Raw genomic sequence first — 22,382 nt, forward strand, 5'->3', positions numbered from 1 at the left:
AAAACAGTGAATTGAAACACAGGCACGGGTATGATGTTGCAAAATCCTCGGGTCTACTTGGCATGGAATTACAAGGAGCAATGGCTATTTTCACCGTTAACTTGAAAAGAATATTGAAATTAATGGCCTAAAAAAGTGACAAACAGAAGCAAAAAAAGACGATTTCCATTCAAGTACCGAATGAGAATCGTCTTTTTTTAATTTGATTTACCGTACTAGTTAGAAAAACGTGAGTTTTTCAGCAGCCTCTTTTAAACTGTGGCTTTTTTTGCATGGAATAGGCCTTAATTATGCATCTTTTCACTCACGCCTTGATTGGTGCGATACCAAAGCCATAAATCATTGATGATGGAAGCAAGTTCCGCAATTTCGGAATTGAGCTGGCATGATTTGGTGAAATTACTTTCATCGGAGAGCTGAAACTGCTTTCGGTTAATGGTGGATTCCAGTTCCTTGATGCGGTCCGGTATGCTCCCGCGGATCTTCTCCCATTGTACGAGTATTTGCTGTTGCTCGCCTTTTGTATATTCATCCCACTCCAGATTCAAATCAGGAATGGGGATGCCAAGCCGTTCATCATAGGTAAATAGTTCTCTCATATTCCCACCACTTTTCGATTTTTCATACTCTTAGTTTACTATATTCTTGCGAAAGCATCCAATGTATGAATTCCCTGAAATTATTAACGGATTATTTAGCTAAATCTTTAAAATACCCCTTGTATTCCGTTTATAAAGATGATAAAGTACTAATCATAGATTGAATAAAAATAACATTGAGTGAATTTTTATTCACACGAAAGGGACGATTAAAATGGGAAAAAATCAAAAAGTTGTTTTAGCATATTCCGGAGGTTTGGATACTTCTGTTGCAATTAAATGGTTACAAGATCAAGGATACGAAGTTGTAGCATGCTGCTTGGATGTCGGTGAAGGGAAAGATTTGGACTTCATTAAAGAAAAAGCAATCACTGTTGGTGCGGTCAGTTCATATGTGATTGATGCGAAAGACGAATTCGCTGATGAATTCGCATTAACGGCTCTTCAGGCACATACTTTATATGAAGGGAAATATCCATTGGTTTCAGCTCTATCACGCCCGCTGATCGCTAAGAAATTAGTGGAAGTGGCTGAAGCGGAAAACGCGGTAGCCGTTGCGCACGGTTGTACGGGAAAAGGAAATGACCAAGTGCGTTTCGAAGTATCCATCTCGGCATTGAATCCTGATTTAGAAGTTCTTGCACCTGTTCGTGATTGGAAATGGTCTCGTGAAGAGGAGATTGAATATGCAGCTAAAAATGGCATTCCTGTTCCAATCGGCTTGGCAAGTCCATTCTCGATCGACCAAAACCTTTGGGGAAGAAGTAACGAATGCGGAATCCTGGAAGACCCATGGGCAGCTCCACCAGAAGAGGCTTATGATCTGACAACAAGCCTTGAAAATACGCCAGATACTGCTGACATCATTGAAATTGGTTTTGAACAAGGTGTACCGGTTACATTGAATGACAAAAACTATAAATTGGCTGACTTGATTGTTGAATTGAATCAGATTGCCGGTAAACACGGGGTTGGACGTATCGATCACGTAGAAAATAGATTAGTAGGAATCAAATCCCGTGAAGTATATGAAGCTCCAGGTGCTATGACATTAATTGCTGCACATAAAGAGCTTGAAGATATCACGCTTGTAAAAGAATTGGCTCACTTCAAACCAGTAATCGAGAAGAAAATGACTGAATTGATTTATGAAGGCCTTTGGTTCTCTCCGCTTCAAAAAGCATTGGCCGCTTTCCTTAAAGAAACACAAGTAAATGTAACGGGTACAGTCCGTGTGAAGCTTTTCAAAGGACATGCGATTGTTGAAGGAAGAAAATCCGAGTACTCTCTATATGACGAAAAACTGGCTACTTATACAAAAGCGGACGAATTCGATCATGATGCAGCAGTTGGGTTCATTAAGTTATGGGGACTTCCAACGAAAGTGAACAGCATGGTCAATAACAAGAAGGTGACAGTGTGAGCAGCAAGCTTTGGGGAGGGAGATTCACCAAGTCTGCCGAAGAATGGGTAGATGAGTTTGGAGCTTCCATCTCCTTTGACCAGGAACTTGTCCTTGAAGATATTCAAGGCAGCTTAGCCCATGTAACCATGTTAAAGCAATGCAGCATTTTACCTGAAGAAGATGCGGACCAGATCATTGAAGGACTGAAAAGTTTACAGGAAAAAGCTGAAAAGGGTGAATTGACTTTTAAGGTTGAGATGGAGGATATCCATCTTAACCTGGAAAGTATGCTAATAAGCGAAATTGGTCCAGTGGGCGGAAAGCTTCATACAGGCAGAAGCCGTAATGACCAAGTTGCAACAGATCTTCATCTGTATATGCGGAACCAAACAAAAGTGATCCTGGAACTCATCAATGATCTGCAAAAAGCGATTTTGGGACAGGCCAAAAAAAATGTGGAAACACTAATTCCAGGTTATACACATTTACAGCGGGCACAGCCCATTTCATTTGCCCACCATTTAATGGCTTATTTTTGGATGCTTGAGCGTGATAAGCAGCGTTTCACCGAGAGCTTCAAAAGAATTAATGTTTCTCCATTGGGTGCTGGGGCGCTAGCTGGGACGACTTTCCCGATTGACCGTGCCCTCAGTGCCGAACTATTGGGGTTTGAGGGGATTTATGAAAACAGCCTTGATGCGGTAAGTGATCGTGACTTTGCTATTGAATTCATGAGCAACAGTGCGACGATGATGATGCATTTATCCCGTTTCAGCGAAGAAATCATTCTATGGTCAAGCCAGGAGTTCCAATTCGTTGAATTGGATGATGCGTTTTCAACGGGAAGCAGCATTATGCCGCAAAAGAAAAACCCTGATATGGCAGAATTGATTCGTGGTAAAACAGGAAGGGTTTATGGGAATTTAACGGGGTTATTGACTGTATTGAAAGGATTGCCGCTTGCTTATAATAAAGATATGCAAGAAGATAAAGAAGGCGTTTTCGATACGGTCAAGACCATTGTTGGTTCACTTAAAATATTTGCTGGCATGATTTCAACAATGAAAGTGAAAACGGACGTCATGGAAAAAGCAACAAGAAATGACTTCTCGAATGCGACGGAATTAGCTGATTACCTAGCTTCAAAGGGAATGCCTTTCCGTAAGGCACACGAGGTGGTCGGGAAACTTGTATTGTTCTGTGTCCAGAATGGCTGCTATTTAGTAGACCTAAGCATTGAACAATTACAGGAAGCCTCCGATTTGTTTGGACATGATATTTACGATGCATTAAATCCTTACGAAGCCGTTAAACGCCGTAACAGTGCGGGCGGTACAGGTTTTGCCCAAGTGTTGCTGGCGATTGAAAAAGCCGAAAAACTGGTAAGTGAATAACAGTGAAAAAGCTCGTTCACCAATTTGGCGAACGAGCTTTTTTATGATCATCTTTTATCACTATTCGTACGGACGACAATTACATCACAGTTTGAATGGCGAACGATACCTTCCGACACGCTGCCGATCAGGAAACGTTCGACGGCATTAAGGCCAGTTGCACCGCACACAATTAAATCGATTGAATGTTTTTTGGCAATATCCCTTGGAATTTGAACTTTAGGAGAACCATATGCCACTTCTGTTTGGACTTTTGCAACCCCGGATGCAATGGCTTCCATTTTATACTTTTCCAATAGCTCATTGGCAAAGGTTTCAGAGTGTTCACGGATAGTCATATCATATGCTTCGATAGTAGGGAAATTCCTTGTGTCAACAATATGTGCAAGACATAGGGTCGCATCACTGAGTTTTGCTAAATAGATAGCCTTTTTTAAAGCCCACTCTGCTTCTTCCGAACCGTCCACTGCTACTAGAATATTCTTATAATCTATACTATTCAAGTGAATCTCCTCCTTCTATTTCATCCCTATTATACTATTATTTACCTGATTGTCTTATTTCAATTGTAACAAATTAGCGAATGTTTTAGCCAGTGCCCAAGAAATCGCAGCATGAAACAATATGGGTTCTAGAAAAGTTGAACTTGTTATTCCGAATAAGAAGCTTTGCTTTAACCAAACCGCTTATGTCTTTTATTCACTTGATTTGTTTATTTATGGTAAGGCTGGGCGTGAGAGGGGAGTTTTTTCTTTGAGTGTTTCAAGAATATTAAACTATGCATTATATTTATACGTACTTTTGTATACGTTGATCTATTTCTTTTTTATTGGCTCTTTTCGTAAAGATGGTTGTTTTTAAAACGAAACTTTTAAGGTTGATTGGAGCAAAAGTGCGAGACTCCTGCGGGAGCAGCGGGACAGGTGAGACCCCACAGGCGTTTACGCCGAGGAGGCTCACCGCCCGCACCAAGGAAAGCGAGCATCTGGAGGGGAAATCAACCACAACTCACTACCTGGTAAATAGCACATAGTATGTGAAAACAGCCTTTTTATTTTATTCATTAATGTTGTACATGCTTCTATCAGTATAACGAGTATATCAGCACTGCTGCTTCCATTTGTTCTTTTGCTATTTTTTCAATGGATTTCATGGAAATATACCGATTCACAAAATAAAAGGAAAATTAAAATTAGTGTATTGCCATTACAAGCCTTGGCTTTATTCTGCTGCTTTATTGTGTGGTCATTTTAGGGGTAAATGAATATGAATCAAGGTTCACCACCGAAAGATGGTTAAATAATGATGAAGGAAGAGTATATCTGGTTGATGACTTACTGAATGATCATGAATTGATAGGAAAGACAAAAGGAGAAGTGATTACGCTTTTAGGTTCTCCAACAGAAACGGAATATTTCAAAGAGGAAGATGTTGTTTATTACCTTGGTGCCGAGAGGGGAATAATAAGTATAGATAGTGAATGGCTTGTCATTTGGTTTGACGGCAATGAACAAGCTGTTAAATTTGAACTGCGGACCGATTAGTTGAAATGAAATTAGATTAATAGTTACCCCCGCCTTAATGAGGGCGGGGGTATCCGGGTTTCGTTACATTAAACGATCAATGCATGATCATTTTATGATTTGCAGGCTCTTCGGATATTTGGTCAAAACCTCACAGCCGGTATCGGTGATTAATAGATCATCTTCAATCCTGACGCCTGCAACATTTGGAACATATATACCCGGTTCGATGGTATAAACCATTCCGGATTGAAGTTCAAGGGTATTCGTTTCGGTCAAGGATGGGTATTCATGGACGCTGATCCCAAGTCCGTGGCCGAGCCTGTGCGGGAAGAATTCACCGTATCCTTTATTCCTGATGATGTTTCTTGCAATCAGGTCAATCTCGGAACAGGATACACCTGGTTTACTGGCTGTAACGGCAGCTTCTTGTGCTTTAAGTACCGTTTCATATATCTCTGCCTGTTTATCATTGATATCTCCGTAAGCAACCGTTCTAGTGATGTCAGAGCAGTACCCTTCATGAACGACCCCCAGATCAAAGAGGACAAGATCGCCACGCTGAACCTTCGTATTCCCAGGTGTGCCATGTGGGGAAGCGCCATTTTTACCGGTCAGGACCATTGTGGAGAATGACATTTGGCTTACTCCGGCCTTTTTCAGTTCGAATTCTATCGCTGCAAGGATTTCCATTTCCGTTTTACCTTCATGAATTTCGCTGACACCCACTTCGATCGCAAAGTCGGCAAGGCGGCATGCTTCACGGATTTTGACCATTTCCTCTTCCGACTTGATCATTCGCATCCTTTGGAGTTTTTCTTCTGCTGAAACGAGCTTTGGTGCTCCGAAGTGATGTTGGACCTTTTCATAGCGCTCTACATTCATATGCTCTTTTTCAATGGCCATTTTCTTTATGGTTAACCCGCGATTCACCACTGCTTGCTTAACTTTTTCCCATGGATTTTCAATGTCGGTATAACCAATGATATCCCCATTCCATCCAGCATGTTTAGCATCCGGAACTTCCATCTGCGGGCAGACCAGGAATGGGTCGGCATTTGCAAAAATGGCAAGTGCAAGCAGTCTTTCATGAGGATCACTAAAGAACCCGCTTAAATAGAAGATGCTTTCTGTGGATGTAAGTAATGCGGCTTCAACCTCATTGGCCTGAAGCCAATTTTGTAGTTCTGTCAAACGTTCATTCATGACGATACCTCCAACTATAAGATATAATTACCTTAGCAATATTTAAAAGTATAGTAAATGGGTAAGGCCTAATAAGGCTATTTAAAAATTAGTGGTATGGGAAGGGAGCATCAGAAATGAAAGTATCTTTTCATGGACATGCAGTTGTAAAAGTCGAAACGAATGGTCAAACGATTTTATTCGATCCGTTCATCAATGGAAATGAATTGACCGATTTGAAGGTAGAAGATGTGAAACCGGATGTGATCATCTTGACACATGGTCATAATGACCACGTTGGTGACACGGTCGAATTGGCCAAAAGGCATGACGCACTTGTCATTGGCATTGCAGAAATTGCCGACTATCTTGGTGCTCAAGGGGTTAGGACTCACGGCATGAGCATCGGCGGAGCTTTCGAATTCGAATTTGGAAAAGTGAAACTGACGCCTGCTTTCCATGGAACGGGATTCAATAACGGAGATGGGCAAATCATTTATTTAGGAATGCCTGCTGGCGTATTACTTATGATAGAAGGGAAAACGATCTATCATGCAGGGGATACGGCGGTATATTCCGATATGAAACTGATCGGGGAGCGACATCCGATTGACTTGGCATTTTTGCCAATCGGCGACAATTACACCATGGGGCCGGAAGATGCCGCACTTGCAGCGAAATTCCTTCAAGCCAAACAGGTCGTGCCGATTCATTACAATACTTTCCCTGTCATCAAACAGGATCCTAACAAATTCATTGACCTGCTTGAAGAGGGGAATGGACTGATCATGGAAGCCGGGGATGAAATTGAATTATAAAAGGAGCGGGAGCCACATGGCCTCCCGTTTTTGTTTGGGTCGTTCGGGAAGTATAGGAGCGGATGGAGGATTGAAATGAAAGGAAATCCTTGTAGCATTGCCTTTTACGAATCTGGATTTTTATAGAGGTGTCGTAAAGTAAATCTCGTTCATTCAGCCAAGTCTTTTTTCCTTTCGCAGGCATAAAATGAATAGATGGTAAAAAGGGGGGATTGGATGAAACAGAGGTTATTACTATGTTTGCTTTTATGCGGTGTGATGCTGTATTATGCCGTGCCGCGCTTGTCGCTGGAAAGTGGCGGTTTGGAGAGCCTGTTTGCCGGAACCTGGTTGTTGTTTGCCTTGTTGGCGGTAGCGGGGAACTTGACGGGAATACTATATTCTCCTAAAAAACAAAAGGTAAAACGCCAGCTGGAATACAAAAGGTTGCGCCAATACTAGTAGTTGTTTGATAAACTAGGCTCTTTGACCTTATAATGGAGAATAGGAATACCGTGAAAAGGGTGAAGCGCTTGGCTACAAAGCATGAACAAATATTAAAACATATCGATGGGCTCCCTGTTGGTGAAAAGATTTCCGTCCGTCAAATTGCGAAAGCATTGAATGTTAGTGAAGGTACGGCATATCGGGCAATTAAAGAGGCGGAGAACCAGGGCTACGTGAGCTCGATTGAGCGGGTAGGCACGATCCGTATCGAGAAAAAGAAAAAAGAGAATATTGAAAAGCTCACTTTTGCCGAGGTAGTTAATATTGTGGACGGACAAGTTCTGGGTGGAAAAACGGGACTTCATAAGACATTAAATAAATTCGTCATCGGGGCGATGAAGCTGGATGCCATGATGAGATATACAGGTGCAGGAAATCTGCTGATCGTCGGGAACCGTACCCAGGCCCATGAGCACGCGTTAAATGCGGGTGCAGCGGTGCTGATCACCGGGGGATTCGATACGGAAGAGCCCGTTAAAAGGTTGGCCGATGAATTGGAGATGCCAGTCATTTCTACAAGTTACGATACCTTTACCGTTGCAACGATGATCAATCGGGCAATCTATGACCAATTGATCAAAAAGGAAATATTGCTGGTGGAGGATATTTTGACGCCCGTACAGGAAACGACCTTTTTAACGGTTGGTGACCGGGTTCAGACTTGGCATGAACTGAATCAGGAATCAGGGCATAGCCGTTTCCCTGTTGTCGATTACAATATGAAGGTTCAAGGAATGGTCACATCAAAAGATATCATGGGTCAGGAAGAGTTGACGCTCATTGATAAGGTGATGACGAAAAACCCGATGACCGTAGGCGATAAAATGAGTGTAGCATCTTCTGCACATATGATGGTTTGGGAAGGCATTGAGTTAATCCCGGTCGTGAATGACAGTCATATCCTGAAGGGAATCGTGAGCAGGCAGGATGTACTGAAGGCACTGCAAATGAGTCAAAGGCAGCCACAGGTCGGCGAAACGATCGACGATACGATCACAAGTCAGCTTGTGATGACTTCGAATCGCGGCAAGGGTGAGGAAGTGTATAACTATGGCGTCACTCCGCAGATGACCAATTATCTTGGGACCATTTCAAGCGGTGTGTTCACGACATTGGTTACGGATTCAGCAAACCGGGCACTTCGAAGCTATAAGCGCGGTGACTTGGTCGTGGAAAATATGACGATTTATTTCATCAAGCCAGTTCAGATCGACAGCACGCTTGAAATCCATCCGCGTGTCCTTGATGTAGGACGTAAATTCGGAAAAGTGGATGTCGAGGTGTTTAACCAAGGCAAACTTGTCGGTAAGGCGATGTTAACCTGCCAATTGCTTGATCGATCATGATAAATAAATCAAAAAGGATAATCGATATTCGATTATCCTTTTTGATTTACGGCTTCTTCAATTGCATGCGGCAGGTAAAATCTATACATTTTATAGCCTCCCCAAACGCTGAATAGGCCAACGGAAATGAAAACGGCAGAAATGATATAAGTGGTGGTTGAGTGGAATAGAAAAAGCTGATTGATTCCGAATAGTGCGACAAACGCACCAAGGGCAATGGAAGACTTCCCTGAAATCCACTTTTTTTCCATCGGCATTTTGGTTCGGACCGATTTGATCTTATAAAACAAATAGACCCCTAGTGAAAGAACGATCAAGGTTACAAGAATAGGCATCGTTTAAAATTCCCCCAATTTAACATATGTACCTTTTTATTGTAGCGGGAAATGAAAGAGAATGCCACAGTAAACCAAGATGACACTTCCTATTTCCCCAATTTTTTGATTAAATGAAATATATAAAATCTTTATTAGGTTCGATAATACATAGTTTGAGGGGAGATCAATATGAAGGCTGAAATTTTAGCAGATATAAAGCGTTATGATACTATCATTCTCCATCGCCATGTCCGTCCAGATCCGGATGCTTATGGTTCACAGGGGGGATTGGCGGAAATCCTGAAGGCATCTTTCCCTGAAAAGCGGATTTATACGGTTGGGAAAGAAGAACCGTCACTGAATTATTTAAGAAGGCTCGATGTGATTTCTGATGAAACATATCAAGGTGCTTTGGTCATCGTTTGTGATACCGCCAATACCGACCGGATTTGTGATTCAAGGTATATGACGGGGGATAAACTGATTAAGATTGACCATCATCCTAATGAAGATCCATATGGGGATATGCGCTGGGTCGATACTTCAGCAAGTTCTGCAAGTGAAATGATTTATGAATTCTACCAATTCGGTAAAGAAAAAGGCTTGAAGATGAGTGATGAAGCGGCACGCCTTCTATATGCAGGCATCGTTGGCGATACAGGGCGTTTCCTATTCCAAAGCACGACTGAAAAGACATTTGCCTATGCCAGTGAATTGATTCACTATTCGTTCTCCCGTCCGCAATTATATCAGGAGATGTATGATGTCAATGAAAGCATTGTCAGGTTGAATGGCTATGTTCTGCAGCATTTTGAGATCCTTCCATATGGCACGGGGAAAATGATCATCACAAAGGATATACTTGAAACATTCCATGCTTCGGCATCGGAGGCCTCTCAGCTCGTTTCCTCGCTAGGTTCGATTAAAAATGTTAAGACATGGGTCTTTTTCATTGAAGAGGATAAAGAAATCCGAGTCCGTTTCCGTTCCAAAGGTCCAATCATCAATACGATTGCCCGTAAATATAACGGCGGAGGCCATCCGTTTGCAGCAGGGGCTTCGATCCATTCTTGGGATGAAGTGGATAATATCCTTGCCGATTTGGAAGAGTTGAATAAAGCGAATTAGAAAACGATTTTTGGATTGAAATGACATGAAGACCAAATCAAAGTGATTTGGTCTTTTAGCTTTGCGGATATAATAAGGACTTTGTCGGAAAGCGGTTTTATCAAGAGCTCCTCTTTACTTTGATTTCAATGTTCATTTTCGTATAAAACATGATTTCCACGACTTCAAGGTCATAACGCTTTTTATTGATGGTCACGATTTTATTTTCGATTGATTTTTTCAAGAGCATCTTTCCATTATATACACTGACGACATCTTTGGCGAGAAGGGAGGAAAGGTCGTCCTCTATCACATCCTCCGCCTCCGCGACACTCAGCTGATCGAGACTATATGTTTTTCCATTCGTAATCGTCACTTCGACCTCTTGAATCGTTAAGATCTCTTCGTTTTGCTGATTCAATTTTTTATAATCCTGCTCCCAGATCCCGATTTTTTCGTTCAAATCCTTGACTTCTTCTCTTTGGTCATGAATGATCCGTATCTGTGTTTCTTGCTGGACCCCATACATATAAAAGAAAATCACCCAGCTGATCAATCCGCCAAGTGCGGCCCCGGCAAAAAAACGCTGCCAGGTGGGTGCCCGGTGATAGGGAGGAATCCTCATGATGATATATGCTCCTGAGTGAACCAGTTGATGATCAGTGCTCCTGTCTGTGCTCCCCCAAGTGCAGATAGAATCAATAGGATCTGCTTGACTATATCCTTCGTTTCTCCGTGGAAAATGCCGCGTTCGAAATTATAGACCATATCAAAAGTACCCCCGATGGCAGCGACAATCGCCCATATACGCAGGCTGTCCGATAGCCGGAACACAGTCGTCATTGGAGCTTGTCCAGTAAAAAAAGCGGCGAGGCCCCCGATTAACGAGCCTCCAAGCAATACGCCAAGCGATATGAAAAAGCTGTTGATAAAGGCCGGAAAAAAGGCTTCATTCATATATCATCATCCTTTTTTGCTTGATATTCTTCTATTCTATTTATATGGGAAGTGCAGAGGTATTATGATAGTCGGCGAAAATCAGGGTGATAAATTGGATTGGTAATGAGAACATATTTTCTTTTTTTGAAATAAACACTATAATGAAAAGAAACATGCCTTACAAAGGTGGGAGAAAAAACGTGTATACTCATCTCCATATTCAGAGCGGATACAGCCTGCTGACAAGTACGGTGAAGATCACTGATCTTGTGGCCAAAGCGAAAGCGGATGGCTGTACAAGTCTTGCCTTAACCGATCGAAATGTTATGTACGGTTCGGTCTATTTTTATAAAGAATGTAAGAAACAGGGAATAAAGCCGATTGTCGGCCTTCTTGCAGATGTCCTCGATGAACAGGAATCGGCACATGGCCTTCTTTTATTGGCAAAAAATCTGCAAGGCTATCAAAACCTGCTTAAAATAAGCAGTGCCATAAAAACGAAATCCCCGTCAGGCATTCCAATGAACTGGCTTAAAGCCTACTCCGGGGGCTTGATAGCAATAACACCGGGTGCAGAGGGGCACATAGAAACGCTATTAAGAGAAGAAAATACTGAAGGAGCCAAACAGGCTGCAGGTCGATTTCTGCAAATTTTTGGTCATGATAACTTTTTTGTATCCATACAGAGACTTTCGATTGCGGACGAAGAGAAAGGTATCGAAGCCTTAAGTCAGTTGGCGAGAGAATTAGGGATAAAGATCGTTGCGACGAATCCGGTTTATTTTTTGAACGAAAGCGATGCACTCGCTCAGGAAGTCCTTCTGGCAATTGGAAATGGTGACAAGCTGTCGGATGAGACGCATACTGTTCTTGAATCCAATCAATTTTATTTGAAAAGCAGGGCTCAGATGGCAGAACTATTCCATGACAGGCCGGATGCACTCGAAAATTCACTACATATTGCCGCGCAATGCAATCTTGAAATTCCGTTTCATCGTTCACTGCTGCCTAAGTACCCCACTGAAGATGGAGTCACAGCCGAGGAGATGCTCGAAGTTGTCTGTTTCCAAGGGCTGCGGAAAAGATTTCCTGAGCCATCCATTCAATATGAAGAGCGCCTTCGGTATGAATTGGATATAATTACCAAGATGAATTTCAGTGATTACTTTTTAATCGTTTGGGATTTCATGAAATTCGCTAAGGATCACCAAATCCTGACTGGTCCTGGAAGGGGATCGGCCGCCGGATCGATGGTCGCTTATGTGCTGTCGATAACGGATGTCGATCCAATCGAACATTCCTTGCTGTTCGAGCGTTTCCTGAATCCTGAACGTGTCTCGATGCCGGATATCGATATTGATTTTCCGGATAACCGCCGTGAAGAAGTGATTGCCTATGTCGCGAAGAAATATGGGGAACTTCATGTAGCACAAATCATTACATTCGGAACATTAGCTGCCAAGGCTGCTTTAAGGGACACAGGACGTGTTTTCGGCTTGAATTCAAAGGAACAGGAAGCGGTATCGAAAATGATTCCAGGCCGTCTGGGCATCACGCTTCCTGAAGCTTTCAAGGAATCGAAAAGGCTGAGGGAATTCGTTAATGAGAGTGAGATGAATCAAAAACTTTTTCAAACGGCGTTATTGCTTGAAGGGCTGCCTCGCCATGCTTCGACACATGCGGCAGGCGTCGTCATCAGCGACAAGGCACTGACCGAGCATATCCCGATTCAGGGAGGGCATGACGGCATCCATCTTACTCAATATCCAATGGACCTTCTTGAAGAACTGGGACTTCTTAAAATGGATTTTCTTGGGCTTCGCAATTTAACGCTCATCGAAAATATTTTAAAGAACATCCACAAGGGAACGGGGAAAAAACTGGACCTGTCGCATATCCCGATGGATGACCCCGAGACGTTAGCCCTTTTAGGGAGAGGTGAAACAACTGGAGTGTTTCAATTTGAATCGGATGGCATCCGAAAGGTTTTGATCAAGCTGAAACCGAACCGATTCGAGGATATTGTCGCGGTCAATGCCCTCTATCGTCCAGGTCCCATGGAAAACATACCGCTGTTCATCGAGCGAAAACATGGACTGGCTCCCATTGAGTACCTGCACCAGGATTTAAAGGATATCCTTGAGCCTACATACGGAGTCATTGTTTATCAAGAACAGATCATGCAAATTGCCTCTCGCCTCGCCGGATTTTCACTTGGGGAAGCTGACCTGCTCCGTCGTGCCGTTTCGAAGAAGAAAAAGGATGTGCTGGATCAGGAGCGGCAGCATTTTGTGAGCGGCTCTTTGAAACAAGGATATTCCGAAAAAACGGCAGATGAGATTTATTCCTTGATCGTCCGCTTCGCTAATTACGGATTCAACCGTAGCCATGCGGTTGCTTATAGTGTCATTGCTTATCAGCTGGGGTACTTGAAAACCCACCATCCGGAATATTTCATGGCAGCACTCATGACATCGGTAGTGGGGAATGATGAAAAGATTGCCCAATATATCCGTGAGGCAAAAAAGAAAGGGATGACGGTTCTGCCTCCTTCGATTAACCGGAGCGGATACCCGTTTTTACCGGAAAAGGAAGGGATCCGCTATAGTCTTGGAGCCATAAAAGGAATAGGCGGTACGGTTTTGAAAGAAATCTTTGCTGCAAGACGACAAAAGACGTTCGCTGATTTATTCGATTTCTGTTTGCGCGTTTCGGGGAAAATCGTAAATCGAAAAGTGTTGGAGGCGCTTGTGCATTCAGGTGCTTTTGATGAATTCGGTGAAGACCGGGCAACATTATTGGCGAGTTTGGACATAGCGATCAGCCATACGGAATTGGTAAATCCAGATGATGATCTATTCGATATGTTTTCGGATGGCGGGTTTTCACTCAAACCGAAATACAACCGGGTCGAGCCCATTCCTATCGAGCACAAACTCTCATTGGAGAAAAGCGCATTGGGGCTTTATCTATCGAATCATCCCGTGACCAGCTACAGGGAACTATTTCAGTACTTCGGCTGTTTGACCATAGACGAGGCTACCAATAAAAAGGAATCAAAAGTCTTACTTGGCGCATATATTACGTCGGTTAAAACCATAAGGACAAAAAAGGGCGATGTTATGGCCTTTTTGAGCGTCAGTGATGAAGAGGGGGACATTGAGGCGGTCGTTTTTCCCAATGTATATAAAAACCACTCTGCCGACTTGAATCATGGACAACTCGTTATGCTGCAGGGGACATTGGAAGAACGGGATGGAAAAACCCAGCTCCTGATCAGGAACGTATATCCGCTTGAAAAAGTGAAAAGGATGAAAGAGGAACAAAACGGAACGGTTTTCCTGAAAATTGAGGCTGGCAAGCAAACGAAGGACACACTGCAAAAAATAAAAAAAATTTTAATGCAGCATAGCGGCGAAACAAAGGTCATGCTTTTTTACGAGCGGGAAAACCGCTATGTACAGCTATCTTATTGGGATTGGGTCAATCCTACAGATAGTCTGATGCAGGCATTATTTGGTTTAGTCGGAAAAGGTAATGTGGTTTATAAGCGAGAATAACTGTTTTACAACTTAAGCAGTTATGTTATATTGAAAACAGGCCGCTGTGGTCTGACCACTAGATTTCAGCATATAAGATATGGGTTACCCAATATGTTTTAGGAGTGAAAATATGTCATTAAGAGAAGAAGCTTTACATATGCATCGCATGAATCAAGGGAAATTAGAAACAGTTTCAAAAGTACCGGTTAGGAATGCAGAAGATTTAAGTCTTGCTTATTCTCCTGGTGTCGCAGAACCATGTAAAGAAATATACGATAAGCCAGAAACCGTTTATGATTATACAATGAAAGGGAACACTGTTGCTGTTATTTCTGATGGAACGGCTGTGTTGGGACTTGGAAACATCGGCCCTGAAGCTGCTTTGCCGGTTATGGAAGGAAAAGCCGTTTTATTTAAAAGTTTCGCTGGAGTGGACTCTTTTCCAATCTGTTTAAAAACGACGGATGTGGATAAAATTGTAGAGACAGTTAAATTACTCGAACCGACATTCGGAGGAGTTAACTTAGAGGACATTGCCGCACCAAATTGTTTTGAAATTGAAGAACGACTTAAGAAAGAAATGAATATCCCTGTTTTTCATGATGATCAGCACGGTACGGCCATTGTAACCGTTGCAGGTCTTGTAAATGCCTTACGACTTGTGAATAAATCAATCTCAGAAATTAAAGTGGTAGCGAATGGAGCCGGGGCTGCGGGTATTGCTATCATTAAATTGCTTTATAGCTACGGAGTTCGTGACATTATTATGTGTGACACGAAGGGTGCCATTTATGAGGGGCGTTCGTCAGGCATGAATGATATAAAAGAACAAGTGGCGAAAGTGACCAATCGCAATAAGATTTCAGGACCTTTGGAAGCGGTCATTCAAGACGCTGATGTATTTGTAGGTGTTTCTGCCGCAGGTGCGTTAACCAAAGAAATGGTTTCTTTAATGAATAAGGATGCGATCATTTTCGCGATGGCTAATCCAAATCCGGAAATCATGCCGGAGGATGCGAAAGCAGCGGGTGCCAAGGTTGTTGGAACGGGCCGTTCGGATTTCCCGAATCAGGTCAATAATGTCCTTGCATTCCCGGGAATTTTCCGTGGTGCATTGGATGTACGTGCGACTCATATCAATGAAAAAATGAAGGTTGCTGCTGTAGAGGCCATTGCCGGTTTAATTGAGGAACATGAGTTGAACGAAGACTACGTTATCCCTGCTCCTTTTGATGGGAGGGTAGCTCCTGCCGTTGCGGCTGCTGTTGCCAAGGCAGCGATGGAAACGGGAGTGGCTAGAATTAATATGGATCCCGAGGAAATTAAAGAAAAAACAAGGAAATTAGCGATCATTGGAAAAAGTGAGGAATAATTAATTTGGCAGGTCGGACTTCTTCATCCAAAATTTATCTCGATGTCGTTGAGAGCCTACGTAGCATGATTGAAGCGGAAAGCCTCCTGCCGGGAGATAAAATCCCATCAGAACGGGAGTTATCGGATCGTTTTAATGTTGGTCGTTCCTCTGTACGGGAAGCATTGCGTGCCTTAGAGCTATTAGGATTAATAGAAACAAGGCGTGGTGAAGGAACGTTTATCAGGGATTTCCAGGAGCATAAGCTAGTCGAGCTTCTGGGAACCTTTTTTTTGCAAGATAAAAAAGTACAAGAAGATTTGGCTGAGACGAAAAGGCTGATTGAAATTGACTGTTTACGGATTGTCGCCTTTTTCGCTACAGCTGAGGATATCAAACGATTAATGGTCTGGGTCAAGACGGATGAGTTTCATGATGATGATTTCTTCTTAAGAATTGCCATATTGAATCGCAATCGATTGATGGAACGAATTTGGCGCATTGTCAACAGCTATGCTAGAACATCAGAGATGGTACAGGGGAATGTGAAAAAAGAAGATTATCTGGCACTTCTTACATATTTACTCGAACGGGATGAAGAAAAAGCCATCGAAACGTATCTTATTAGAATTAGAAATATGTCGAAGGACGAGTGACACCTTTTTACACGATACTACTTTAATTTCTGATATAGTTTGTACCAAGTATCAAATAATAGATAATTGGTGGTAAAGGGAGGATTAAGCTTGCTTAAAGAGCTATTTGCGAAGTCTAAGAAGAAATATGCAACGGTTCCTTTAGATCGGGAGAAACAAGATATACCAGAAGGAATTATGACAAAATGCCCCGGCTGTAAAAAAATCATGTATACAAAAGAATTAGTGAAAAACAATAAAGTCTGTCTGCATTGCGGGTTCCATCATTCGATGTCTTCCCATGAGCGTATCGAATGTTTATTCGACGCCGGCAGTTTTAATGAATTTGATAAAGAAATGATTTCAGTTAACCCACTTGGATTTCCAGATTACTTGGATAAATTGGAAAAGGACAAAAAGAAGGCCAAGATTAATGAGGCCGTTGTTACAGGAGTAGGGAACATCAATGGGTACCAAGTATCAACAGCCATCATGGATTCCAATTTCCGGATGGGAAGCATGGGCTCCGTTGTTGGTGAAAAAATCACCCGTGCCATTGAACGTGCAGGTGAATTGAAGATTCCGTTTATCATTTTTACGGCATCAGGCGGCGCTCGGATGCAGGAGGGTGTTTTAAGCTTGATGCAGATGGCAAAGACGAGTGCTGCACTCAAGATGTTCAGCAATGAAGGCGGGCTGATCATATCAATGATGACCCATCCTACCACAGGTGGGGTTTCGGCAAGTTTCGCGTCACTTGGTGACATTAATCTAGCCGAACCTGGAGCACTTATTGGTTTTGCGGGACGAAGAATCATTGAACAGACGATTCATGAAGAGCTTCCAGAAGACTTCCAAACATCTGAATTCTTGATGAAGCACGGCCAATTGGATGCGGTTGTCAAACGTACGGAAATGAAAGAAACTTTGACGACGATCCTTAAAATTCATGCCCCGGGTGGTGAATGGTTATGATTTACGAATTAGAGTTCGAGCGTCCCGTTACGGACCTGAGAAATAAGATTAAAGAGCTAAAGGCGATTACGAAGGATGCTGACGTAGACCTTACAGCAGAAATCGAAACGTTGGAAAAGCGTCTAGAGAAGCTGGAAGTGGATATTTATAACCATTTAAAACCGTGGGATCGCGTTCAGATTGCCCGTCATCCAGCCCGTCCGACGACGCTTGATTACATTCCAAGATTATTCAATGACTTCATAGAGTTTCATGGAGATCGTTATTATGGGGATGATGAAGCGATTGTGGCTGGAATCGCAGAGTTTGATGGACTTGCCGTGACTGTCATTGGACATCAAAGAGGTAAGGATACGAAGGAAAACATCCGCCGTAACTTTGGCATGCCCCATCCGGAAGGCTATCGAAAAGCTTTGCGTCTGATGAAACAGGCGGAAAAATTCAATCGTCCGATTATTTGTTTCATTGATACGAAGGGAGCTTTCCCGGGCAAAGCTGCTGAAGAGCGCGGACAAAGTGAAGCCATTGCGAAAAACCTTTTTGAAATGGCAGGGCTTAAGGTGCCGGTCATCAGCATTGTCATTGGTGAAGGTGGAAGCGGCGGTGCATTGGCACTTGGTGTTGGAGACCGAATTTTTATGCTTGAGAATTCAACATATTCGGTAATTTCTCCTGAAGGGGCTGCGGCATTGCTGTGGAAGGATGCTTCTCAGGCTAAGAGGGCTGCGGAATCGATGCAAATCACTGCTCCCGACTTAAACCGTTTAGGAGTCATCGATGAGATCATTCCTGAAGTGAGAGGCGGCGCCCACCGGGATGCAAATTTACAGGCAGAAGCCATCAAGGAAATCCTGAAACGTTCATTCAATGAACTTCTGCCATTGAATAGTGATGACCTTATTAACCAGCGTTACATGAAATTCAAGAAAATCGGTGAATATGAATTTGAAAAACAATCTGAGGGGAAACCTAAGGAAGTTGAACAGCATTCATAATACATTTTGCAAAAAGGAAAAACGTGCTGCCAAGGGCAACACGTTTTTTCAGCCTTTAATGGTGTGCATATGTATTCATTACCGAAACCTGTAAAGAATATGGTTTGTGTATAGTATGTAAATTTTTACACCATTTTACTTCAATTTCTGTAGAGAATCGGTTAGGCTTATTACATCAGGTGAGCATAAGTGTAACAGATACTGCTTATTGAAGCTTGAAAAAGGGTACAATGATATAATGAGCTTAAAATTGATTAGTGCTGTAGAGAGGTGACATTTATGAAAAGAATTGGTGTATTGACTAGTGGAGGAGATTCTCCAGGCATGAATGCGGCAGTCCGTGCGGTTGTCCGTAAAGCAATTTTTCATGAAATGGAGGTCTTCGGGATTTATTATGGATATCAGGGCCTTATAAATGGTAATATAAGGAAACTTGAGCTTGGGTCGGTCGGGGATATCATTCATCGAGGCGGCACAATGTTACATACGGCTCGCTGTCCGGAATTTAAGACAGAGGAAGGCCAGCTTAAAGCGATTGAACAACTGAATAAACTTGGCATCGAGGGCATTGTCATAATAGGTGGCGATGGTTCTTACCGCGGAGCGAAAGCTTTGACTGAAAGGGGCTTCCCTTGTATCGGAGTTCCTGGAACGATTGACAATGACATACCGGGTACGGACTTTACGATTGGTTTCGATACAGCCCTGAATACAGTAATCGACGCTATCGATAAGATTCGGGATACGGCAACTTCTCATGAAAGGACTTATGTGGTTGAAGTAATGGGAAGAAATGCCGGCGATATCGCGCTTTGGGCCGGCCTGGCTGGCGGAGCGGAAACGATCCTTTGTCCTGAATGCGAATATGATATGGAAGATCTGATTGGGAAGCTGAACCGCGGACATGACCGTGGGAAAAAGCATAGTATCATCATTGTAGCTGAAGGTGTTGGAAGTGCCGTTGATATTTCGAGGAAAATTGAGGCGAAAGCAGGATTTGAAACCCGTGTAACGGTTCTCGGCCATGTCCAGCGCGGAGGATCTCCTTCGGCTAATGACCGTGTATTGGCAAGCCGGCTTGGAGCCAAAGCTGTTGAATTGCTTCTTGAAGGCAAAGGGGGCAGGGCTGTTGGAATAGAACAAAATCGACTAGTTGATTATGATATCATCGAAGCCCTTGCTAAACCGCATACAATTGACAAGAAAATGTACGATTTATCCTCTGAGTTATCCATTTAAATCAGTATTGATCAATGATAATAATTGCAGGTATTTGAAAGAAGAGACTTATAACACTACGCCCCCTGTCATTTAAAAGGTGGGCAGGCGGCGATTTTTCCTTAAAGGAGGATGACACATGCGAAAAACCAAGATTGTTTGTACGATTGGCCCCGCAAGTGAAAGTATAGAAAAGCTGGTTCAATTAATAGAAGCGGGGATGAATGTAGCTCGGCTTAACTTTTCACATGGAAATCATGAAGAACATGCCGCTAGAATCGGCAATATCAGGGAAGCGGGTGAAAAAGCGGGTAAACAGGTTGCTATCCTGCTGGATACAAAAGGACCTGAAATACGGACAAATAATATGGAAAATGACTCCATAGAGCTGGTAGCCGGCAATGATGTCATTATTTCCATGAATGAAGTCCTGGGAACACCTGAAAAATTCTCCATTACCTATGAAGGGCTTCTGCATGATGTCCATCCAGGATCTAAGATCCTTTTGGATGATGGATTGATCGGTCTTGAAGTGTTGAAAATAGATGAGGTAAGAAAAGAAATCAGTACCAAAATATTGAATAGCGGTACACTTAAGAATAAAAAAGGCGTGAATGTTCCAGGTGTTTCGGTTAACCTGCCTGGCATAACGGAGAAAGATGAACAGGATATCCTTTTTGGAATCGAACAAGGTATCGACTTTGTTGCTGCCTCATTTGTACGCAGGGCTTCCGATGTACTTGAAGTGCGTGAATTATTGCAGCAGAATGGAGCGGAGCATATTCAAATCATCCCTAAAATTGAAAATCAAGAGGGTGTAGACCGGCTTGATGAAATCTTGGAAGTTTCAGATGGTTTGATGGTAGCCCGTGGCGACCTGGGAGTGGAAATTCCTGCAGAAGAAGTGCCATTAGTCCAAAAACAAATGATCAAAAAATGTAACAATGCCGGGAAACCGGTCATAACGGCTACACAAATGCTCGATTCGATGCAGCGTAACCCAAGGCCGACCCGTGCAGAAGCAAGTGACGTAGCCAATGCCATATTTGATGGAACGGATGCCATCATGCTTTCTGGTGAAACGGCTGCTGGAACCTACCCTGTCGAGGCTGTTCAAACGATGCATAACATTGCTTCACGTGCTGAAACTGCCCTTGATTATCGGGATATATTATCAGTCAGAAGCAAAGTGAACCGTCATAATGTCACGGATGCAATTGGTCAGTCCGTTGCCCACACGGCGCTTAATCTTAATGCCGGAGCAATCATCACCCCTACCGAAAGTGGCCATACGGCAAGGATGATTTCTAAATACCGCCCTAAAGCACCGATCATTGCCGTTACCTCCAATGATCATGTTTCAAGACGGCTTGCACTGGCATGGGGAGTCTACCCGCAGATCGGTCCCAAAGCGACGACTACCGATGAGATGCTTCAAACTGCTATTGATGAAAGCTTGCATTCCGGCTTAGTGTCCCATGGGGATTTAGTCGTCATAACAGCCGGTGTGCCAGTTGGTGAAACAGGTACGACTAACTTGATGAAAATTCATGTGTTAGGTGAGGTTCTTTTGAAGGCTCAAGGAATCGGCAGGAAATCTGCGAAAGGTGAAGTGGTTGTAGCTAAGAATGCCAAGGAAGCTTTGGAAAAAGTGACGGAAGGCTCTGTACTTGTTACAATTGGTTCTGACCGCGATATGATGCCAGCGATTGAAAAGTGTGCAGCATTGATTACGGAAGAAGGCGGTTTGACAAGCCATGCAGCTGTTGTAGGGGTCACATTGGGCATTCCGGTCATCGTTGGGGCGGAAAACGCGATCAAAGTTTTCACGGATGGGCAAAGAATAACGGTCGATGCAGGTCGTGGAGTCATTTATGATGGACATGCCAACGTTTTGTAAAACGAAATTTTGGCTGATTCCGTGCCAATGAGGTAAGATGGATGTACCGCACCAGAAATGGGCTGTGCAGGAGGAATGTAGATGAAATATTTTTTATTGTTTATCATTGCGATGCCGGTGATTGAAATCATTGTCCTATTGCTGTCAGGCAATATGATTGGTTTTTGGCCAACTGTGTTCCTGATTGTAGCCACAGGTTTAATCGGAGCCTATTTGGCTAAACGGCAAGGGATGGAAACATGGAAAAGGGCACAGGAACAGATTCGTTACGGAATGATGCCAGGAAATGAAATCGTTGATGGAATCTGTATCTTTATTGGAGCTGCACTGTTGCTGTCCCCGGGGTTCATTTCGGATATCATGGGATTGCTCCTTGTATTTCCGCCAACCCGGAATCTCCTCAAACCGATTGTTATCCGGTTTATCATGAACAGGATGAATAAAGGGAAAGTCACCATCATTCGGCATAAATAATATAAGGCTGCCTAAAAGCTCAAGCTTTTAGGCAGCCTTTTTGGTCTGGAAAAAAGAAGTCTTAAAAATTAACCAAGGTTTTTTTTCATTAGCAGCCTTTATGGCATTTCACTAAAATTGGACAAAACATAGGGAGATTAAATGTAATCCGTTTTGCCTGTTTCACCATTAAA

22 protein-coding genes are annotated in these 22,382 nt (G+C 43.0%); 16 read left to right on the forward strand and 6 right to left on the reverse strand.

What is annotated here, in order from left to right; translation table 11 throughout:
* Positions 1 to 284: 284 nt before the first annotated feature.
* Positions 285 to 599, reverse strand: coding sequence for a hypothetical protein (locus AC1DVK_RS01475; protein ID WP_477625701.1), 315 nt, complete (start codon positions 597 to 599; stop codon positions 285 to 287).
* A 214-nt stretch (positions 600 to 813) separates the two neighbouring features.
* Here AC1DVK_RS01475 and AC1DVK_RS01480 point away from each other — a divergent pair, with 214 nt between their 5' ends.
* Both AC1DVK_RS01480 and argH read left to right on the forward strand, forming a co-directional pair.
* On the forward strand, positions 814 to 2,022 hold the full coding sequence (locus tag AC1DVK_RS01480; RefSeq protein ID WP_061464377.1) for an argininosuccinate synthase: 1,209 nt from the start codon (positions 814 to 816) through the stop codon (positions 2,020 to 2,022).
* Positions 2,019 to 3,398, forward strand: a complete 1,380-nt coding sequence (gene argH, locus AC1DVK_RS01485) for an argininosuccinate lyase (RefSeq protein ID WP_477625702.1) — start codon at positions 2,019 to 2,021, stop codon at positions 3,396 to 3,398. Before AC1DVK_RS01480 ends, argH begins: the two co-directional genes overlap by 4 nt.
* A gap of 47 nt (positions 3,399 to 3,445) precedes the next feature.
* Here argH and AC1DVK_RS01490 read toward each other — a convergent pair whose 3' ends face one another.
* Complete coding sequence (locus tag AC1DVK_RS01490) at positions 3,446 to 3,892, reverse strand: universal stress protein (RefSeq protein ID WP_410861247.1); 447 nt, start codon at positions 3,890 to 3,892, stop codon at positions 3,446 to 3,448.
* 353 nt (positions 3,893 to 4,245) lie between these two features.
* Here AC1DVK_RS01490 and AC1DVK_RS01495 point away from each other — a divergent pair, with 353 nt between their 5' ends.
* Positions 4,246 to 4,431 carry a hypothetical protein gene (locus AC1DVK_RS01495; RefSeq protein WP_477625703.1) on the forward strand — a complete coding sequence of 62 codons (186 nt, stop codon included), beginning with the start codon at positions 4,246 to 4,248 and terminating at the stop codon, positions 4,429 to 4,431.
* Between the two features lie 208 nt (positions 4,432 to 4,639).
* Positions 4,640 to 4,942 carry an outer membrane protein assembly factor BamE domain-containing protein gene (gene bamE, locus AC1DVK_RS01500; RefSeq protein ID WP_410861150.1) on the forward strand — a complete coding sequence of 101 codons (303 nt, stop codon included), beginning with the start codon at positions 4,640 to 4,642 and terminating at the stop codon, positions 4,940 to 4,942.
* 87 nt (positions 4,943 to 5,029) lie between these two features.
* Here bamE and AC1DVK_RS01505 read toward each other — a convergent pair whose 3' ends face one another.
* Positions 5,030 to 6,127: a M24 family metallopeptidase gene (locus tag AC1DVK_RS01505; protein ID WP_477625704.1), complete on the reverse strand. Its 1,098-nt coding sequence runs from the start codon at positions 6,125 to 6,127 to the stop codon at positions 5,030 to 5,032.
* 116 nt (positions 6,128 to 6,243) lie between these two features.
* Here AC1DVK_RS01505 and AC1DVK_RS01510 point away from each other — a divergent pair, with 116 nt between their 5' ends.
* The 3 genes from AC1DVK_RS01510 (at position 6,244) to AC1DVK_RS01520 (ending at position 8,756) form a co-directional block, all read left to right on the forward strand.
* Positions 6,244 to 6,924, forward strand: coding sequence for a metal-dependent hydrolase (locus AC1DVK_RS01510; RefSeq protein WP_317776916.1), 681 nt, complete (start codon positions 6,244 to 6,246; stop codon positions 6,922 to 6,924).
* Positions 6,925 to 7,140: 216 nt separating this feature from the next.
* Positions 7,141 to 7,365, forward strand: coding sequence for a hypothetical protein (locus tag AC1DVK_RS01515; RefSeq protein ID WP_317776915.1), 225 nt, complete (start codon positions 7,141 to 7,143; stop codon positions 7,363 to 7,365).
* Between the two features lie 71 nt (positions 7,366 to 7,436).
* Positions 7,437 to 8,756: a DRTGG domain-containing protein gene (locus tag AC1DVK_RS01520; RefSeq protein WP_061466161.1), complete on the forward strand. Its 1,320-nt coding sequence runs from the start codon at positions 7,437 to 7,439 to the stop codon at positions 8,754 to 8,756.
* 32 nt (positions 8,757 to 8,788) lie between these two features.
* On the opposite strand, the gene AC1DVK_RS01525 is transcribed toward AC1DVK_RS01520, so the two are convergent.
* Positions 8,789 to 9,091, reverse strand: coding sequence for a YtpI family protein (locus AC1DVK_RS01525; RefSeq protein ID WP_061464371.1), 303 nt, complete (start codon positions 9,089 to 9,091; stop codon positions 8,789 to 8,791).
* 171 nt (positions 9,092 to 9,262) lie between these two features.
* Between AC1DVK_RS01525 and AC1DVK_RS01530 the strand changes: the two genes are divergently transcribed.
* Positions 9,263 to 10,201, forward strand: a complete 939-nt coding sequence (locus AC1DVK_RS01530) for a DHH family phosphoesterase (RefSeq protein WP_061464370.1) — start codon at positions 9,263 to 9,265, stop codon at positions 10,199 to 10,201.
* A gap of 100 nt (positions 10,202 to 10,301) precedes the next feature.
* Here the strand turns inward: AC1DVK_RS01530 and ytrI are convergent, their stop codons facing one another.
* Both ytrI and ytrH read right to left on the reverse strand, forming a co-directional pair.
* Entirely contained in the window at positions 10,302 to 10,805 is a 504-nt protein-coding gene (gene ytrI, locus AC1DVK_RS01535) for a sporulation membrane protein YtrI (protein ID WP_089361740.1), read from the reverse strand.
* Positions 10,802 to 11,137, reverse strand: a complete 336-nt coding sequence (ytrH, locus tag AC1DVK_RS01540) for a sporulation membrane protein YtrH (protein WP_061464368.1) — start codon at positions 11,135 to 11,137, stop codon at positions 10,802 to 10,804. The genes ytrI and ytrH overlap by 4 nt, the downstream gene beginning before the upstream one ends.
* Positions 11,138 to 11,280: 143 nt before the next feature.
* On the opposite strand from ytrH, the gene dnaE reads away from it, so the two are divergent.
* The 8 genes from dnaE (at position 11,281) to AC1DVK_RS01580 (ending at position 22,209) form a co-directional block, all read left to right on the forward strand.
* Positions 11,281 to 14,679: a DNA polymerase III subunit alpha gene (gene dnaE / locus AC1DVK_RS01545; RefSeq protein WP_477625705.1), complete on the forward strand. Its 3,399-nt coding sequence runs from the start codon at positions 11,281 to 11,283 to the stop codon at positions 14,677 to 14,679.
* Between the two features lie 112 nt (positions 14,680 to 14,791).
* Positions 14,792 to 16,033, forward strand: a complete 1,242-nt coding sequence (gene ystJ, locus AC1DVK_RS01550; protein WP_061464367.1) for an NADP-dependent malic enzyme — start codon at positions 14,792 to 14,794, stop codon at positions 16,031 to 16,033.
* Positions 16,034 to 16,038: 5 nt separating this feature from the next.
* Positions 16,039 to 16,668 (forward strand): FadR/GntR family transcriptional regulator, encoded by a 630-nt coding sequence (locus tag AC1DVK_RS01555; RefSeq protein WP_089361739.1) that lies wholly within the window; start codon positions 16,039 to 16,041, stop codon positions 16,666 to 16,668.
* Positions 16,669 to 16,758: 90 nt separating this feature from the next.
* Positions 16,759 to 17,622, forward strand: a complete 864-nt coding sequence (gene accD / locus AC1DVK_RS01560; protein ID WP_410861160.1) for an acetyl-CoA carboxylase, carboxyltransferase subunit beta — start codon at positions 16,759 to 16,761, stop codon at positions 17,620 to 17,622.
* Positions 17,619 to 18,617, forward strand: a complete 999-nt coding sequence (accA, locus tag AC1DVK_RS01565; RefSeq protein ID WP_410861162.1) for an acetyl-CoA carboxylase carboxyl transferase subunit alpha — start codon at positions 17,619 to 17,621, stop codon at positions 18,615 to 18,617. Before accD ends, accA begins: the two co-directional genes overlap by 4 nt.
* Before the next feature lie 279 nt (positions 18,618 to 18,896).
* Positions 18,897 to 19,856 (forward strand): 6-phosphofructokinase, encoded by a 960-nt coding sequence (pfkA, locus tag AC1DVK_RS01570; RefSeq protein WP_061464364.1) that lies wholly within the window; start codon positions 18,897 to 18,899, stop codon positions 19,854 to 19,856.
* A 118-nt stretch (positions 19,857 to 19,974) separates the two neighbouring features.
* Positions 19,975 to 21,735, forward strand: coding sequence for a pyruvate kinase (gene pyk / locus AC1DVK_RS01575; protein WP_410861163.1), 1,761 nt, complete (start codon positions 19,975 to 19,977; stop codon positions 21,733 to 21,735).
* 81 nt (positions 21,736 to 21,816) lie between these two features.
* Positions 21,817 to 22,209 (forward strand): FxsA family protein, encoded by a 393-nt coding sequence (locus AC1DVK_RS01580; RefSeq protein WP_477625706.1) that lies wholly within the window; start codon positions 21,817 to 21,819, stop codon positions 22,207 to 22,209.
* Positions 22,210 to 22,382: the final 173 nt, after the last annotated feature.

The organism is Peribacillus sp. P4_B1 (genome assembly GCF_056402395.1).

Bases quoted from the DNA above. Each gene is read 5' to 3' on its own strand.
- AC1DVK_RS01475 (WP_477625701.1), bottom strand. From the start codon at position 599: ATGAGAGAACTATTTACCTATGATGAACGGCTTGGCATCCCCATTCCT.
- AC1DVK_RS01480 (WP_061464377.1), top strand. From the start codon at position 814: ATGGGAAAAAATCAAAAAGTTGTTTTAGCATATTCCGGAGGTTTGGAT.
- AC1DVK_RS01495 (WP_477625703.1), top strand. From the start codon at position 4,246: ATGGTTGTTTTTAAAACGAAACTTTTAAGGTTGATTGGAGCAAAAGTG.
- AC1DVK_RS01505 (WP_477625704.1), bottom strand. From the start codon at position 6,127: ATGAATGAACGTTTGACAGAACTACAAAATTGGCTTCAGGCCAATGAG.
- AC1DVK_RS01510 (WP_317776916.1), top strand. From the start codon at position 6,244: ATGAAAGTATCTTTTCATGGACATGCAGTTGTAAAAGTCGAAACGAAT.
- AC1DVK_RS01515 (WP_317776915.1), top strand. From the start codon at position 7,141: ATGAAACAGAGGTTATTACTATGTTTGCTTTTATGCGGTGTGATGCTG.
- AC1DVK_RS01525 (WP_061464371.1), bottom strand. From the start codon at position 9,091: ATGCCTATTCTTGTAACCTTGATCGTTCTTTCACTAGGGGTCTATTTG.
- AC1DVK_RS01530 (WP_061464370.1), top strand. From the start codon at position 9,263: ATGAAGGCTGAAATTTTAGCAGATATAAAGCGTTATGATACTATCATT.
- ytrI (WP_089361740.1), bottom strand. From the start codon at position 10,805: ATGAGGATTCCTCCCTATCACCGGGCACCCACCTGGCAGCGTTTTTTT.
- ytrH (WP_061464368.1), bottom strand. From the start codon at position 11,137: ATGAATGAAGCCTTTTTTCCGGCCTTTATCAACAGCTTTTTCATATCG.
- dnaE (WP_477625705.1), top strand. From the start codon at position 11,281: ATGAAAAGAAACATGCCTTACAAAGGTGGGAGAAAAAACGTGTATACT.
- ystJ (WP_061464367.1), top strand. From the start codon at position 14,792: ATGTCATTAAGAGAAGAAGCTTTACATATGCATCGCATGAATCAAGGG.
- accA (WP_410861162.1), top strand. From the start codon at position 17,619: ATGATTTACGAATTAGAGTTCGAGCGTCCCGTTACGGACCTGAGAAAT.
- pfkA (WP_061464364.1), top strand. From the start codon at position 18,897: ATGAAAAGAATTGGTGTATTGACTAGTGGAGGAGATTCTCCAGGCATG.
- pyk (WP_410861163.1), top strand. From the start codon at position 19,975: ATGCGAAAAACCAAGATTGTTTGTACGATTGGCCCCGCAAGTGAAAGT.
- AC1DVK_RS01580 (WP_477625706.1), top strand. From the start codon at position 21,817: ATGAAATATTTTTTATTGTTTATCATTGCGATGCCGGTGATTGAAATC.